The 14,363-nt window shown below is 65.4% G+C and carries 15 protein-coding genes and 1 tRNA gene; 8 read left to right on the forward strand and 8 right to left on the reverse strand.

What is annotated here, in order from left to right:
* Nucleotides 1-266: 266 nt before the first annotated feature.
* Together ACLPJJ_RS02390 and ACLPJJ_RS02395 are read right to left on the reverse strand one after the other, a co-directional pair.
* Nucleotides 267-342 (reverse strand) — tRNA-Glu (locus ACLPJJ_RS02390).
* Nucleotides 343-412: 70 nt separating this feature from the next.
* Nucleotides 413-757 carry a hypothetical protein gene (locus ACLPJJ_RS02395; RefSeq protein WP_443589182.1) on the reverse strand — a complete coding sequence of 115 codons (345 nt, stop codon included), beginning with the start codon at nt 755-757 and terminating at the stop codon, nt 413-415.
* Between the two features lie 2 nt (nt 758-759).
* Between ACLPJJ_RS02395 and ACLPJJ_RS02400 the strand changes: the two genes are divergently transcribed.
* Nucleotides 760-1,728: an RluA family pseudouridine synthase gene (locus ACLPJJ_RS02400; RefSeq protein WP_443589184.1), complete on the forward strand. Its 969-nt coding sequence runs from the start codon at nt 760-762 to the stop codon at nt 1,726-1,728.
* A gap of 236 nt (nt 1,729-1,964) precedes the next feature.
* Nucleotides 1,965-2,864, forward strand: coding sequence for an RNA polymerase sigma factor RpoH (gene rpoH / locus ACLPJJ_RS02405; RefSeq protein WP_443589186.1), 900 nt, complete (start codon nt 1,965-1,967; stop codon nt 2,862-2,864).
* 58 nt (nt 2,865-2,922) lie between these two features.
* Here rpoH and dksA read toward each other — a convergent pair whose 3' ends face one another.
* Nucleotides 2,923-3,339 (reverse strand): RNA polymerase-binding protein DksA, encoded by a 417-nt coding sequence (gene dksA / locus ACLPJJ_RS02410; protein WP_443589187.1) that lies wholly within the window; start codon nt 3,337-3,339, stop codon nt 2,923-2,925.
* A gap of 207 nt (nt 3,340-3,546) precedes the next feature.
* Between dksA and ACLPJJ_RS02415 the strand changes: the two genes are divergently transcribed.
* Genes ACLPJJ_RS02415 through ACLPJJ_RS02425 form a run of 3 tightly spaced genes read left to right on the forward strand, consistent with a single transcriptional unit; the run spans nt 3,547 to nt 6,075 of the window.
* Nucleotides 3,547-4,629: a nucleotide-binding domain containing protein gene (locus ACLPJJ_RS02415; RefSeq protein WP_443589188.1), complete on the forward strand. Its 1,083-nt coding sequence runs from the start codon at nt 3,547-3,549 to the stop codon at nt 4,627-4,629.
* Between the two features lies 1 nt (nt 4,630).
* Nucleotides 4,631-5,404, forward strand: a complete 774-nt coding sequence (locus ACLPJJ_RS02420; RefSeq protein ID WP_443589189.1) for a glycosyltransferase family 2 protein — start codon at nt 4,631-4,633, stop codon at nt 5,402-5,404.
* The gene (locus ACLPJJ_RS02425; RefSeq protein WP_443589190.1) at nt 5,401-6,075 is read left to right on the forward strand and encodes a TVP38/TMEM64 family protein; all 675 of its coding nucleotides are present in this window, start codon (nt 5,401-5,403) and stop codon (nt 6,073-6,075) included. Before ACLPJJ_RS02420 ends, ACLPJJ_RS02425 begins: the two co-directional genes overlap by 4 nt.
* 33 nt (nt 6,076-6,108) lie before the next feature.
* Here ACLPJJ_RS02425 and ACLPJJ_RS02430 read toward each other — a convergent pair whose 3' ends face one another.
* The 5 genes from ACLPJJ_RS02430 to ACLPJJ_RS02450 are packed head-to-tail and all read right to left on the reverse strand — an operon-like array spanning nt 6,109 to nt 11,198.
* Nucleotides 6,109-7,221: a glycosyltransferase family 61 protein gene (locus ACLPJJ_RS02430; protein ID WP_443589192.1), complete on the reverse strand. Its 1,113-nt coding sequence runs from the start codon at nt 7,219-7,221 to the stop codon at nt 6,109-6,111.
* A complete protein-coding gene (locus tag ACLPJJ_RS02435; protein ID WP_443589194.1) occupies nt 7,218-8,507 on the reverse strand; it encodes a glycosyltransferase family 4 protein in 1,290 nt (429 codons plus the stop codon). The genes ACLPJJ_RS02430 and ACLPJJ_RS02435 overlap by 4 nt, the downstream gene beginning before the upstream one ends.
* A complete protein-coding gene (locus tag ACLPJJ_RS02440) occupies nt 8,504-10,129 on the reverse strand; it encodes a hypothetical protein (RefSeq protein WP_443589196.1) in 1,626 nt (541 codons plus the stop codon). Before ACLPJJ_RS02440 ends, ACLPJJ_RS02435 begins: the two co-directional genes overlap by 4 nt.
* Nucleotides 10,126-10,545 (reverse strand): copper chaperone PCu(A)C, encoded by a 420-nt coding sequence (locus tag ACLPJJ_RS02445; protein ID WP_443589198.1) that lies wholly within the window; start codon nt 10,543-10,545, stop codon nt 10,126-10,128. Before ACLPJJ_RS02445 ends, ACLPJJ_RS02440 begins: the two co-directional genes overlap by 4 nt.
* Nucleotides 10,542-11,198, reverse strand: coding sequence for a glutathione S-transferase (locus ACLPJJ_RS02450; protein WP_443589200.1), 657 nt, complete (start codon nt 11,196-11,198; stop codon nt 10,542-10,544). The genes ACLPJJ_RS02445 and ACLPJJ_RS02450 overlap by 4 nt, the downstream gene beginning before the upstream one ends.
* A 92-nt stretch (nt 11,199-11,290) precedes the next feature.
* Between ACLPJJ_RS02450 and folP the strand changes: the two genes are divergently transcribed.
* Genes folP through thiD form a run of 3 tightly spaced genes read left to right on the forward strand, consistent with a single transcriptional unit; the run spans nt 11,291 to nt 14,278 of the window.
* On the forward strand, nt 11,291-12,136 hold the full coding sequence (gene folP / locus ACLPJJ_RS02455; protein ID WP_443589202.1) for a dihydropteroate synthase: 846 nt from the start codon (nt 11,291-11,293) through the stop codon (nt 12,134-12,136).
* Nucleotides 12,129-13,496: a phosphoglucosamine mutase gene (gene glmM / locus ACLPJJ_RS02460; protein WP_443589204.1), complete on the forward strand. Its 1,368-nt coding sequence runs from the start codon at nt 12,129-12,131 to the stop codon at nt 13,494-13,496. Before folP ends, glmM begins: the two co-directional genes overlap by 8 nt.
* Nucleotides 13,493-14,278 (forward strand): bifunctional hydroxymethylpyrimidine kinase/phosphomethylpyrimidine kinase, encoded by a 786-nt coding sequence (gene thiD / locus ACLPJJ_RS02465; RefSeq protein WP_443589205.1) that lies wholly within the window; start codon nt 13,493-13,495, stop codon nt 14,276-14,278. The genes glmM and thiD overlap by 4 nt, the downstream gene beginning before the upstream one ends.
* Nucleotides 14,279-14,363 lie beyond the last annotated feature (85 nt).

The following is a 14,363-nucleotide window of genomic DNA, read 5'->3' on the forward strand; positions in this document are numbered from 1 at the left end:
GCCAAGAACCCTCGAAGACCTCAGGAAAGCCGCTGCCAACGCAATCGAAAAATTCATCCCAACCGAATGCAAAAATTTCTTCGCCAAAGCAGGATATCAGTCAATTTGATCGGAAAATGCTCTAGCAAAGGCTGCCCCGAAATTTGGATCATTGTTCTTGGCCTGTCTTGGCTAGGTCCGCTCAGTAGTCCAACGGTGACCACATTCGTATATTGGCCAAATATTGGACAACATACCCTGAAATGTCTCTAACCGCTTGATTTAATTGGCGTCCCGTAGGGGATTCGAACCCCTGTCGCCGCCGTGAAAGGGCAGTGTCCTGGGCCTCTAGACGAACGGGACGAGGCAAGAGGCCATTAAGCCAAGGGAAAAATTAATTCAAGCCATAGTCGGCATCATTTTTTCCCAGGCCTCATGGCGCGCTTTGCAGTCCCACCCGCACCATGCCGCTTGCCGGGTCCAGCAGCAGCACACGGTCGCCTTTGGGGCCGCTCACCCACACGGCCACATCGGGCCCGGCACCGGCGATGCCAGCAATATGCTCGCCCGGCGCCAGCGCGGCGGCAACCGGCACGTTCCCCGCCACCGGGGCCATGGGTGCGGCCAGCGGTGCTACGGGCATTGGCGGCGCGGTAAACCTGGCATAAAGCCGGTGGATGACCGTGCCGATGACCACCGTAGTGCCGATGACGATCAGCACACCCATGATCCCCACCAGCGCCTTCAACCCCCGCAAATTCTGTGGCTGACCCTGCATCTGTGCTCCCCGACTTCATCCTCACGCCCGGCCCGGAAGAGGCCGGCACCAGGCTCGATTCGTTCCTGGCGACCCGCATCGGCACGCTATCGCGCTCCCGCGTCAAGGCCCTTATCCTGGAAGGCCATGTCACACGCTCGGGCGCGGTGACAAAAGACCCGTCGGAGAGCGTGCAAACCGGCGCCATTTACCGCCTCGCCCCTCCCGCGCCGGAACCAGCCACGCCGCAGGCACAGGAAATCGGGCTCGACATATTATACGAGGACGAACACCTGCTGGTGCTGAACAAGCCTGCCGGCATGGTGGTGCACCCTGCCCCGGGCAACCCGGACGGTACGCTGGTCAACGCGCTCATCGCCCATTGCGGCGACAGCCTCACCGGCATCGGCGGCGAGAAGCGCCCCGGCATCGTCCACCGGCTGGACAAGGACACCTCCGGCGTCATGGTCGTGGCCAAGACGGATCTGGCCCACGCCCGGCTTTCCGCCGCCTTCGCCACGCGGGATCTGGAACGCGAGTACAAAGCCATCTGCTGGGGCGTGCCCGCCGCTTCCACCGGCAGCATCGAGGGCGATATCGGCCGCGACCCCAGAGACCGCAAGCGCATGGCCGTGGTCAGCCGCAACGGCAAGCACGCCCTCACCAATTACCGCGTGCTGCGCGTTTTCGGCCAGGCCGCGGCACTGCTCGCCTGCCGGCTGGCAACCGGGCGCACGCACCAGATCCGCGTGCATCTCGCCCATATCGGCCACCCGCTGGTCGGCGACCCGGTGTACTTGAAACGCCGCCCCGCCGCCGCCAAGTACCTTTCCGAACCCGCCCGCAGCTTGGCGCTGGACTTCCCCCGGCAGGCCCTGCACGCGCAAACGCTTGGCTTCAACCACCCCATCAGTGGCGAGGCCCTGCGCTTTACCGTGCCGCCACCGACGGACTTCCAGGCCCTCGAGGACGCATTGCTCGCATGCGCCTAAAACAGGACCTACATAGTCCTTTTTGTTGACTACCCCTTTGCGGCCTCCTAAGCTCCCCTTTAACTCCACCCGAGGGGCCTAGCCGCATGGCCGGAACCTTACCGCCTTTTTAAGGGGTATCTCTGGCCGGTGGTGCTAGCTTCCAGGCTCTGGCGGTGGCCACAAACTTGCTTTGCGCCGTGCCGCTTATTTTTCCGGCAGGCGTGGAGCGGTATAAATATTGGGGAACCCGTTTTATGGCCTCAACTGTTAGTACATTGGCGCCCGATGCCAGCCTGACAAGGTATATGCAAGAAATCCGCAAATACCCGATGCTGGCGCATGAGGAAGAGGAGCGCCTAGCCCGCGCTTGGCGCGACCAGGGCGACCAGGAGGCGGCGCACAAGCTTGTTAACTCGCATCTGCGCCTGGTGGCGAAGATCGCGATGGGCTACCGCGGCTACGGCCTGCCGGTGTCCGAGCTGATCTCCGAAGGCAATGTCGGCATGATGCAGGCCGTCAAGCGCTTCGACCCGGAGCGCGGCTTCCGCCTCTCCACCTATGCCATGTGGTGGATCCGCGCCGCCATCCAGGAATACATCCTGCACAGCTGGTCGCTGGTGAAGATGGGCACCACCTCGGCGCAGAAGAAGCTGTTCTTCAACCTGCGCCGACTGAAGGGCCAGATGCAGGCGATCGAGGACTGCGACCTGCAGCCCGAACAGGTGGAGCGCATCGCGCATCTGCTCGACGTGCCGGAGGAGGACGTGGTGAACATGAACCGCCGCCTGTCTGCGGCCGACAGCAGCCTCAACGCCCCCATCAAGATGGACGGCGAAGGCGAATGGCAGGACTGGCTGGTGGACGACTCCGACAGCCAGGAGACCACCATGGCCGAGCGCGAGGAGCTGAGCGGGCGCAAGGCCCTGCTGGCCACGGCGCTGCAGACCCTCACCCCGCGCGAGCGGCACATCATCACCGAGCGCCGGCTGAAGGACAGCCCGGCGACGCTTGAGGAGCTGTCGCAGCAGTACAGTATTTCGCGCGAGCGTGTGCGCCAGATCGAGGTGCGCGGCTTCGAGAAGCTGCAGAAATCGATGAAGGCGCAGGTAGCCGAGCAGCGCCAGGCCGCAGCGGCACGGGCGCGGCTGGTTTAATCTTCGGGCTTGTTCCTACGGGGCGTCTTGTGGGCGCCCCGCTTTTCGCGCGCCGGGATCAGTCGTCCCGGTGCACCTTCTCCATCCGCTCGTGTCGCTCCTGCGCCTCGATGGACAGGGTGGCGATGGGTCGCGCCTCAAGCCGCTTCAGGCCGATCGGCTCGCCCGTATCCTCGCAAAAGCCATAGGTGCCGTTCTCGATTCGCTGCAGCGCCTGGTCGATCTTGCCGATCAGCTTACGGGCGCGGTCACGGGTACGCAGCTCCAGGGCCCGGTCCGTCTCCACGCTGGCGCGGTCGGTGATGTCTGCTTCCAGGATTCCGCCCTCGCCAAGCGAAGCCAGCGTGCCATTGGCCTCCTTCACCAGATCGCCCCGCCAACGCAGCAGCTTCTGCCGGAAATACTCCGTCTGCATCGGATTCATGAACTCTTCGTTCTCCGATGGGCGGTAGTCGGGTGGCAACGAAATTAGCATGCCGTCCGTTCCTTCAATGTCTTGAAGCCGCCAACAATGACAGCCTCTGAGGTTGAGCGGGCTTATAGCGATGCCGCCCGGCCTCGCCAAGACGGCAACGGCGGCAGAACAATGACTTGGCATGCGCCCAGCCTATCTGGCCGAGGGCGCGCGAACATGGCATGAAGCTGACATGCTCGATGACCGAACCATGACAACCCCCGTTCCATGAGCATCCGGGGGGTGGGTTTCACGCTGCGGGATGCGGTGGCGCTCGGCCAGGCGGCCGGCCCCGGCACGCGGCTCGCCCTCGGCCCGGCGGCGGAAGCGGACATCATCGCCCCCACCGGCCTCACCCTCACCCCGCAAGAGGCGCGCGGCGCCCTCACCCCCGCCTCGCGGTATTTCTTCAGCTTCGGCAATCAGGCGGCATTCCCCGAGATCGAGTCGCTAGCCCCGGCGCTGGACGAGATCGCCGAACGCTCCGGCACCGGCTTCATGCTCGCCTGCGTGGCCGAGCCCCGCTTTCACCGCTTCGTCTATCAGGGCCATCTGTTCCAGGATGGCCAGCTGATCGCCGATCTGCGCCGGACCCTGACGCCGCACCTCTCCGGCCGCCCCGCGATCATCCCCTACGAGGCCGTGGCGGCAGGCGGCACCGGCCTGACCCGGCGCATCAGCGCCACGCGCGAGCAGGGGGCTTCGCTGGCGCTGCTGGACGCGGTGGATGACGCCCAATGCGCCGCCCTCGCCCCCGTGCTCGCGGCGCAGCTTTGCGCAGGCGGCCCGGCCTGGGCGGCGGGCCTGCCCCCGCCTTTGGCCACGCGGGAGCCGCCCGGCGGCCGGGTGGCCATTCTCTCCGGCGCGCTGGACCGGCAGACCCTGTTCCAGCTCGGCACCGCGCGCGAGCAACTGCCGCTGCGCCAAATCGACCCGCAGGCCCCGGATATCGAGGGCGCGCTGGCCTGGGCCGCGGCGCAGGAGCGGAACTTCATCATTTCCACCTCCGCCCCGCCGGACCGGCGCGCCCCGGCGGCAACACTGGCGGCGGAGGCGCTGGCCGAGATCGCCGCCGGTCTGGCCGCGCGAAACCTCAGGCATTTCGCCATCACCGGCAACGACACCGCCTCCATCATCCTGCGCCGTCTTGGCGCCGGCAGGCTCACCCTCGGGGGCGAATGGGAAGGTCTTCCCTGGCTCGACGCCGGCGATTACAAATTATTACTCAAACCCGGGGGCTTTGGCGGCCAATATCTTTTACTGAACGGATTTGGGCCACAGATACGCCTTAATGACGGGGCTGAATCATAACATGAATATCGAAACCCGTTTCCTGACCCAGGCCGAATCCGATGCCGGCGCCCCGCTGATCTCCGTGGTGGTGCCCGTGCATAACGAGGCGCCGAATCTCAAGCCGCTGATCTCCGTCATCGGCGCCGCGCTCGCCGGGGTGGAACACGAGATCGTCTATGTCGATGACGGCAGCTCCGACGCGACGCCGAAGATCCTCGCCGAACTCGCCGCCACCACACCCACGCTGGTCCGCGTGCGGCATAAGCAGAGTTGCGGCCAGAGTGCTGCGGTAATCACCGGCGTGAAGGCGGCGCGGGGCGTCTATGTCGCCACGCTCGATGGCGACGGGCAGAACGACCCCGCCGATATCCCCGTCATGCTCGCCGCGGCGCGCGACGCCGAGGAGCGCGGGCCGCTGCCGGTGCTGATCGCCGGGCACCGCGTTTCCCGCCGGGACAGCAGCTCCAAGCGGCTGGGCTCGAAGATCGCCAACCGGGTGCGCTCGTATCTGCTGCAGGACGCGACACCCGATACCGGATGCGGATTAAAGCTGTTCCGCCGCCGAGCCTTCCTGGAACTTCCGCATTTCGACCATATCCACCGCTTCCTGCCTGCGCTGTTCATCCGCGCAGGCGGGCATGTCGTCTCCGTGCCGGTGCGCCACCATGCGCGCGCGCACGGCGCCTCGCATTACAATAACTGGCAGCGCCTGAAAGTTGGCATCATCGACCTATTCGGCGTCGCTTGGCTGCAGCGGCGCTGGAAGGTCCCACAGGTCGAGCACCGCGAATGAGCCAAAACCTGCCCCGCGCCGCCACCGCCACCGTCGCCGCCAAGGCGCTGAAGCCCGCTCTGATGGCGGGTGGGCTGATAGCAATTGCCGCCGCCCTGCCGCTGGTAACCAATGGCGCGGCGCAAACGGAACTGACCAACACCCTGGCCCAGGGCGGTTTGCGCGGGCAAAGCCTGTTCCTGCTGCTGGCCACCTTCCTCACCGCCATCGGCCTGCCACGCCAAATCCCAGCCTTCGCCGCCGGCTACGCCTTCGGTCCGGTTTACGGCTCGGCCATCGCACTCGTCTCCCAGGTGCTGGCTTGCAGCCTGGATTTCATCTGGGCGCGCGCCATCGGCCAGTCTTTCATCCGCCGCCGCTTCGGCGACCGGCTGGCACGCATCGACCGTGCCCTCGCCGCGCATCCCTTCATCACCACGCTCACGCTACGGCTGATGCCGGTGGGCAATAACCTGCTGCTCAACCTCGTGGCGGGGCTTACCTCGGTGCGGCTGCTGCCCTTCCTGGCCGCTTCCGCCCTCGGCTTCGTGCCGCAAACCGTGGTGTTCGCCTTGTTCGGCAAGGGCAGCCTGCCGAGCCACACGCATCTGCTGCTCATCGGCGGCGGCATGTTCGCCGCCTCCGCCCTGCTCGGCATTTTCATCTTCCGCCGCGCCCGCCCCACGGCGTAACTGGCGGCTGGTTTTTCATCCCACCCGCCATAGTCATGTATGGCCAAGAGCTTCCAACGCTTCAGTCACGCGCACGATGGAGGGCATGAACGGCGCGAAATGCGGGTTCTCCGCAGCAGGGTTCGGCGTGCCGCGTACATCGGCATATTTCCCGGCCTGGGCCTGCACGAGACCATGAAAGAAGCAATCGCCCCAATCCCCGGGTGCCACAGAAACCATCCTCACACCAAGCGGCGAATAAATCAGCCCGGTCAGGTTTGAACCAAGTTCGCCAAAAACCGTATGCGCCTTTTGGAACAAGGCAACTTGTTCGACGAATGGCATGCTGCCGATATCGACCGCCAAAAACTTTTTGATCCTCAAAAAGCTGCGGATTTCGTCATGGTTCTCGATATACCGGACACCAGAACTCGGGCGCAGCATCGCCACCGCTGATGTGTCCCCCGGCATTGCCGGTATCGAAACCTTGATGTTGTTCCTCATCAAGGCCAATGCCGTGGGTTGCATCGCGTATGGATATATCCACATCGAACTGACCGTTGCCAGACGGTCAAAAACATAACGATGCTCCTGATCGATGCGGATCAACCGGTCATCGCTGATCCCATAGGCGTAGAGCGCTTGCAAAAAATTATTGCTCGTCCTCGCGCCAAGTTCATTGGGTATGATAAAATTATATTTTCCCGGCGAGACAAGCTCCGCCACCACCGCGCGCGGCACAAGCTCGCCTAGCCAGTGGCCCCAAGTCGTGGCACCGAACCGTGCCAGCAGCAACGCATCGCCAGGAACATGGATTTCCGGCGTCGCCGATGCCAGTACTTCAGGCGCCTTGGGTGGATGCCAGGTTGAATGGAATTGCTCATTCACGAACATATCGCCAACCGTGGTGATATAGCCGTAATCGCCATGCACGGTCGTTCCCGGCGGCAAAGTCACCAAATCAACGCGAGGGAAGTGAACGGTTCGCGCAATGTATATGTCGCGCCATAAATGCTCTGCAAAACCTTCGCTGAATTCGTGGACGTTTTCGTAAACGCAGACGTTCGGAAGATAAACGTCCTGCGGCTCAAAGACCGGCAACACCGATTGCGCAAGCGCGGAAATTGGCTCCCGCCTGATTTCAGCGGCAGCTGCGTACTCGCTCATGCGCGGGCCTTAACAGCTTTCACCGGAAGATCTTCCTCATACACCGCCACAAACCCCTCCACCATCTCCGCACGGCTGGGCGGCGGCTTTACCCCTCCGGCCAGGGTCTCCCACAGCCCATCCTCGGTGCAGGCGCGGTACATGGCCTCGGCCAGAGCGCGCGCATCGCCCAGTTCGAACAGCAACCCATCCACGCCATCACTCACGCGCTCGGCGGGGCCGCCGGCGTTGGAGGCAATCACCGGGCGGCCATAGCTCCAGGCCTCGGAGATCACCAGGCAGAAAATCTCCCACCAGACGGAGGGCACCACCACCCAATCCACCCGCGCCATGCGCGCGCGCAGCTGATCGTGGTGGTACGAGCCGTTGAACACCACGTTGCGCTCGGCCAGCGGCAGCTTCTCCTCCTCGGCGAGGAAAGCCTCGATCTCGGCACGGCGCTTCGGCGTGGCAAAATGGATGTTGTCGCCGTTGATCTCGACGGTGAAATCGGTGAACCCGCCGGCGCGCAGCAGCGCAACCGCCTCCAGCAGCACATGCAGCCCCTTGGCATCCACCAGCTGGGCGAAGAAGCCAAACCGGTTGCGCCGCTCACCCTTCGAGGCCGCTGGCAGCGGCACGGAGCGTGGCAGAAGCCCATTCGTGACATGCACGAATTTCGACTCATCCAGCCCCCATGCGGCGTAATGCGAAATCATGAAGCGGCTCGGCGTGGTGAACACATCCACCGCGTCGAGATGCCGTTTCATCCACATCTCGCGCATGAAATAATGCTCGGGCGGGCGCTCGGGCAGGCACTGGTGGCAGCGCACGGCGGAGGCGCGTGTGCAGAGCGAGGCATCGGTACGCCGCACCATGTGTCCGTTGGCCGGGCAGATGGAGAGGAACTCATGCGCGGTGAAGACAATCTTCACCTCCGGCAGCACACGGCGCGTCAGCGTCAGCAGGTCGATGCCGAGGGTGAGGAAATGGTGAAAATGCACCACGTCCGGCTGGATGAGTTCGAGGAATTCCTTGAACGCCTCGACGAGCAGCAGGTTGCCGCCCTTCTCCCAGGCATGGTCATATTCCTGCGAGAGGAACAGGAATTCATTCGGCCGCCCGTCGAAGCCGGTGATACGCGCGCCGCTCTTGAACAGCGCCGGGCTGTTATGGTCCGCCGAGGCGAGCAGATACGGCTCGACGCCGGGCTTCTGCTTCAGCCCCTCGAACAGCTCGAAGGCGATCTGCTGCGCGCCGCCGCGCACCAGCTCCGGGTGATACAGGCTGACGATCAGAACCTTCATGCCAGCGCTTCCTCCTTGGCCGCCGCGCGCAGCGCGGGGTGGGCGGGCTCGGGCCCGAGAAGTTCGCCAAGCACCAGATCACCCCAGGTTTTGGTGAACAGCCAGCGATTCACGGCGGAGCCGCCCTCATGCACCGGCCTGCGGACGGAGCCCTTGCCCTCCAGGTGCCACAGCCGCACATCGTGCAGCCAGGGCGCCCGCCCGGCTTCCAGGCTCTTCAGGCACAAATCCGCATCCTCGTAATGGCCGAAGATGTAATCCTCGGTGAAGCCGCCGAGGGTCTCGAACCAGTCACTGGCGACGGAAATGAACGCGCCGGTCACCGCCGGCACCGGGCGCGGGCGCAGGAACCGCGCTGTCTCCGGCGGGGCACCCTTGCCGTAATGCTCCACGCGCAGAATGCTCGTCTGGGGCTTGCGGCCAGGAGCCAGCTCCGGCACCGTATCGACCTCAAAGTACATCCCCGCATGCATCAGCGAGCCGTCATCGTAATACAGCGGCACGCCGAAGATCCGAGTCTGTGCCGCCGGCAGTCCGGCCAGCACATCGCTGTGCTTCGCCGCCCAGTCCTGGTCGTAGGGGAACACATCCGGGTTCATGATGATCAGGCGCGAACTGGAGGCGTACTGGGCAGCAACATTATTGGCGGCGCCGAACCCGGCATTGGCGTTGAGCAGCACCAGGGTGAGGTCCAGCCCGTAGATCAGGGAGCAACGCTTCGCCTCTTTCAGCAGCGTCTCGGCGATCTCGGGGCTGTTGGAAACGTAGATGAACTCGTAATCTCGCATCGCCGGATGGCGCGAGAACAGGGCCTGCTGCAGGAACAGATATTCCGGCTTGCCGTAGAGGCAGACGATGATGGAACCCTTGTAGCTGCCCCCGCGGCGGCCGAAGCGCTCGACATACGGCGCGTTTACCGCGCGGCGCGTCAGCATCTGGTTGAAATCGACGAGCTGCGCGCCGATCGCCGCGTCCACCGAGGCGGTGGCGGCGAAATACGGGTTGCCGAGATATTGCGCCTGCGCCAGCTGGCCGAGCGCGATGTTGCGCATCTCCTGGTCCTCGGCGGTTTCCGCCGTGAGCATGAGCGAACGCTCCGCCCCGGATTTCATGCGCAGCACGGCGTTGCAGGAACCGCCGGAGAGGCGGCGCGCGGCATAGAGGAAGCCCCAGAACCCGTAGGCGTGCGGTGTGGCGATGCCCATCGCAGCCTCGGCGTCAGGCCGGCGGATGCGGGCCAGGCTGGCGCCATCAAAGGAGACGGACCAGCCGGGAAAGAACAGGTCGATGCGGTCCAGCCGGTCCTGCGTGTCATTCACCCAGCCGACGATATAGATCCCGCCCGCGGGGGAGATACGGATGGCATCGAGCGAGCCCACGGGCGGGCGCGGCTGCTCGGCCACCTGGTCCGGCTGGGCGGTGAGGATGACGCGGCCGCACGGTGGGACACCGGGGGTCGCGGCCAACCGGCCCTCGGCCCGGCCGAAACGCTCGTAATGTTCCAGTCCGGAGCCAAACTTGCCCGCCGCCACAGCCACCAGCACGTCGGGGTTCAGACGCAGATAGATTTCCTCGTCGAAAATCATGGCCTGCTCCGGCCCGGATGCTGGCGGTATCGTCATTTCTTCTCCGGAGCTGGTGTGGCGTTGAGATAGCCGAGCATATCCCCCGCCTGCTGGAAGGTGAAAGCGCAGGGCAGGATACTGCCGTAATCCACGGTGTAGCGCAGGTGCTTCAGCAGCAAATGCGCCCCGGTGAGGGATAGCGTCACCGTCTGCCCCGCCGGTATGTCCAGGCTCTCCAGTTCCTTGCCATCCGCCCCCACCAGTTCGGTGCTGTCGGCGATGCTGCAATCCGCGGCGGTCAGCACATCCGCGACGCTACCGGTGTTGTGGATCTGCAGGAACCCTGCGGTCTGCACGCCCTTCTTATCGGTCTGCCAGACGGAGCCATGGTCCAGTGTCACGTCGATCTCGGCGAGGGCGAATCCGGGGCTCGCCAGCAGCGGCAGCGCCAGGAGGAAAAGGCGGAGCTTCATGCGAGACTTTCATATTTCTCGAGTTGCCAGGATACTGGTTCTTTTGCCGCCATCTCGTACCAGTTGGCAACCAGCGGATGCGCCCGCACAGCGGCGCAATAGGCCTTCGCCACATCGCCCAGCGGCGGGGCGTAGGTGATGAACCGCGCCACGATCGGCGCAAACATGGCGTCAGCGGCGTTAAACATGGCGCCGAACAGATACGGCCCGCTTGCGCCGAAACTTTCCCGGGTTTCCGTCCAGATCGCCTCGATGCGCGCGATATCCGCCAGGCTTTCCAGGTTCTGCCCAAGCCCGGCATAGTCGCGGCCCAGGTTCATCGGCATGGCAATGCGCAAGGCCCGGAACCCGGCATGCATCTCGGAGGCGATGGCGCGGGCATGGGCGCGGGCGATGCGCTCCGCCGGCCACAGCGCCGGGTTCAACTCCGCGCAATATTCGGCGATGGCGAGGCTCTCCCACACTCGGGCACCCTCATGCTCCAGATACGGCACGGTGCCGGAAGGCGACACGGCCTTCACCGCCGGGGAGTTGCCGCCCGCGAGCGGCACGAAGATCTCCTCCGCCTCCAACCCCGCCAGCCGCACCATGAGCCAGCCGCGCAGCGACCAGGAGGAATAACGCGCCGTGCCCAGATAAAGTTTCGCCGTCATCAAACACTCCGCATGATTCGCTCCCCGGCGTAACACGGCGCGGTGTTGGCGCAAAAACTTGGGGGGCGCGGAGGGCTGTGGTAACGGAGCGCATGGCTACCAGTTCTCCGCCCGTCTGGGCCGGCTTGCCCCTCACCCGGCCGCTGGTCATGGGTATTCTCAATGTCACCCCCGATTCCTTTTCCGACGGCGGGCGGCATTTCGCCCCGGAGGCCGCCATCGCTTCCGGGCGGCGCATGCTGGCGGACGGCGCGGATATTCTGGACATCGGCGGGGAAAGCACCCGCCCCGGCTCGGCCACGGTCCCGCCCGAAGAGGAGATGGCGCGCATCCTGCCCGTCATCCGCGCCCTGGCGGCTTCGGGGGCGGTGATCTCGGTGGATACCCGCAACGCCGCGACCATGGCGGCGGCGCTGGATGCGGGGGCGCGGATCGTCAACGACGTCTCGGCCCTGCGCCATGACCCGGCTGCCCTGCCCCTCGTGGCGGCGCGCGGCTGCCCGGTGGTGCTGATGCATATGCGCGGCGAACCGGACACGATGAACAGCCTCGCCAGCTACAATGACGTCGCCGCCGAGGTGCTCGCCGAGTTGCTGGCCGCGCGCGATGCCGCCCTGGCGGCTGGGGTGCGGGCGGAGACGATCTGCCTGGACCCTGGCCTCGGCTTCGCCAAGCGCGGGGGGCAGAACGTGGAACTGCTGCGCGCCACGCGGCGTCTGGCCGAACTTGGCCACCCCCTGCTCGTCGCGCTCTCGCGCAAGCGCTTCCTCGGCGAGATCAGCGGCGAGACGGAGGCTGGCAGACGCGACCCTGAATCACTGGCGGCGGGGTTATTTGCAGTGCAACAGGGCGCGCATATACTTAGGGTCCATGACGTGGCAGGCACCGTGCGGGCTTTAAGCGTCTGGCAGGCATTGAATGCGAGAGATGATGGATAACAAGGTAAAGCGCCGGCTGTTCGGCACGGATGGAATTCGCGGGACAGCCAACACGGCGCCGATGACGCCTGAGATGGCGCTCAAGCTCGGCCAGGCCGCCGGGCTGCTCTTCACCCGCGGCAATCACCGCCACCGCGTGATCATCGGCAAGGATACGCGGCTCTCCGGCTACATGCTGGAACCGGCGCTCACCGCCGGGTTCATCTCGGCGGGCATGAACGTGACCCTCGCCGGGCCGCTGCCCACCCCGGCCATCGCCATGCTCACCCGCTCCCTGCGGCTGGACCTTGGCGTGGTCATCTCCGCCTCGCACAACCCGTTCGAGGATAACGGCATCAAGCTCTTCGGCCCGGACGGCAACAAGCTCTCGGACGAAACCGAGCAGGAGATCGAGGCGCTGATGGCGCAGGACCTCTCGGACCGCCTGGCGCCCCCGGCCAAGCTCGGTCGCGCCTCCCGCCTCGTCGATGCGGCCGGCCGCTATATCGAGGCAGCAAAATCCTCCCTCCCCCGTGGCCTGCGGCTGGACGGCCTGCGCATCGTGCTCGATTGCGCGCATGGCGCGGCCTATAAGGTCGCCCCCGCGGCGCTGTACGAGTTGGGCGCGGAGGTGATCCCGCTCGGCGTCAGCCCGGACGGCTTCAACATCAACCGCGACGCCGGCTCCACCGCGCCGCGCCAGCTCTGCGAGGCGGTGCTGGAGCATGGCGCGGATCTCGGCATCGCGCTGGATGGCGACGCCGACCGCGTCATTCTGGCTGATGAACAGGGTGAGATCATCGACGGCGACCAGATCCTCGGGCTGATCGCGCGGGACATGCACGCTCAGGGGCGGCTCGCGGGCGGCGGCATCGTCGCCACGGTCATGTCCAATCTGGGGCTGGAGCGTTTCGTGGCCGGTCTCGGCCTGCGCCTGCACCGCACCAAGGTGGGCGACCGCTACGTGGCGGAAGCGATGCGCGAATTGGGGATCAATCTGGGCGGCGAGCAGTCCGGCCATGTCATCCTCTCGGATTTCGCCACCACGGGGGATGGTCTGGTAGCAGCGCTGCAGGTGCTGGCGGTGCTGGTGCGCTCGGGCAAGCGCGCCTCGGAAGCCTGCCGGGTCTTCGCGCCACTGCCACAACTGCTGCGCAACGTGCGCTATGCCGGGGCCTCGCCGCTCGGCCTGCCGCACATCAAGACCGCCATCGCCGCCGCCGAGGAACGCCTTGGCAGCACGGGCCGGGTGCTGATCCGCCCCTCCGGCACCGAGCCGCTGATCCGCGTGATGGCCGAGGGCGAGGATTCCGGGCTGATCAACGAGATCGTCGGCGGGCTGTGCGAGACCATCGCCCAGGCCACCGAACACGCGGCATGAAACGCGTCCTCACCATCGCCGGGTCGGATTCCGGCGGCGGCGCGGGGATCGAGGCGGATATCAAGACCATCTCGGCGCTGGGCGCCTATGCCTGCACCGCCATCACCGCCGTCACCGCGCAGAACACGCTGGGCGTGGCCGGGGTGCATACGCTGCCCGCGGACTTCGTGCGTCTTTCCATCGAGACGGTGCTCTCCGATATCGGCGCGGATGCCATCAAGCTCGGCATGCTCGCCAATGAGGAGATCATCCGCGCCGTGGGGGCATGCCTGCCGCAAAACATACCCGTGGTGCTGGACCCGGTGATGGTCGCCACCTCCGGCGCGGTGCTGCTGCCCGATGCCGCCATCGCCGCGCTAACGGCCGAGCTGTTGCCGCGCGCCAGCGTGGTCACGCCCAATTTGCCGGAAGCCGCCAAGCTCACCGGGCTGAGGGTGGAGACCGAGAAAGAGCGCATCGCCGCCGGGCGGGCGCTGCTGGCCATGGGCGCCAAGGCAGCACTGGTGAAAGGCGGGCATGGCAGCGGCGAGATGCTGACCGACTATCTGGTGACGGCGGAAGCGGTGGAGGCAATCGCCCTGCCCCGGCTGCATAGCCGCAACACCCACGGCACCGGCTGCACCATGGCCTCGGCCATCGCCACCGGGCTGGCCCAGGGGCTGCCGCTGCTCGACGCCACCCGCCGCGCCCGGCATTATCTGCAGGCGGCGATCCGCACCGCGCCGGGCTTCGGCGCCGGGCATGGGCCGGTCAACCACCTTGTTATAACCAATTCAAAATAACACCACCCACGATAGCGAACTTTAATCGAAGTTTAACTTGACACGTTTAAAGGCAGCCAGCGCATTCAATTAACTGGCGGAACCG

This window comes from Acidocella sp., assembly GCF_052326845.1.
Taxonomy (GTDB): domain Bacteria; phylum Pseudomonadota; class Alphaproteobacteria; order Acetobacterales; family Acetobacteraceae; genus Acidocella.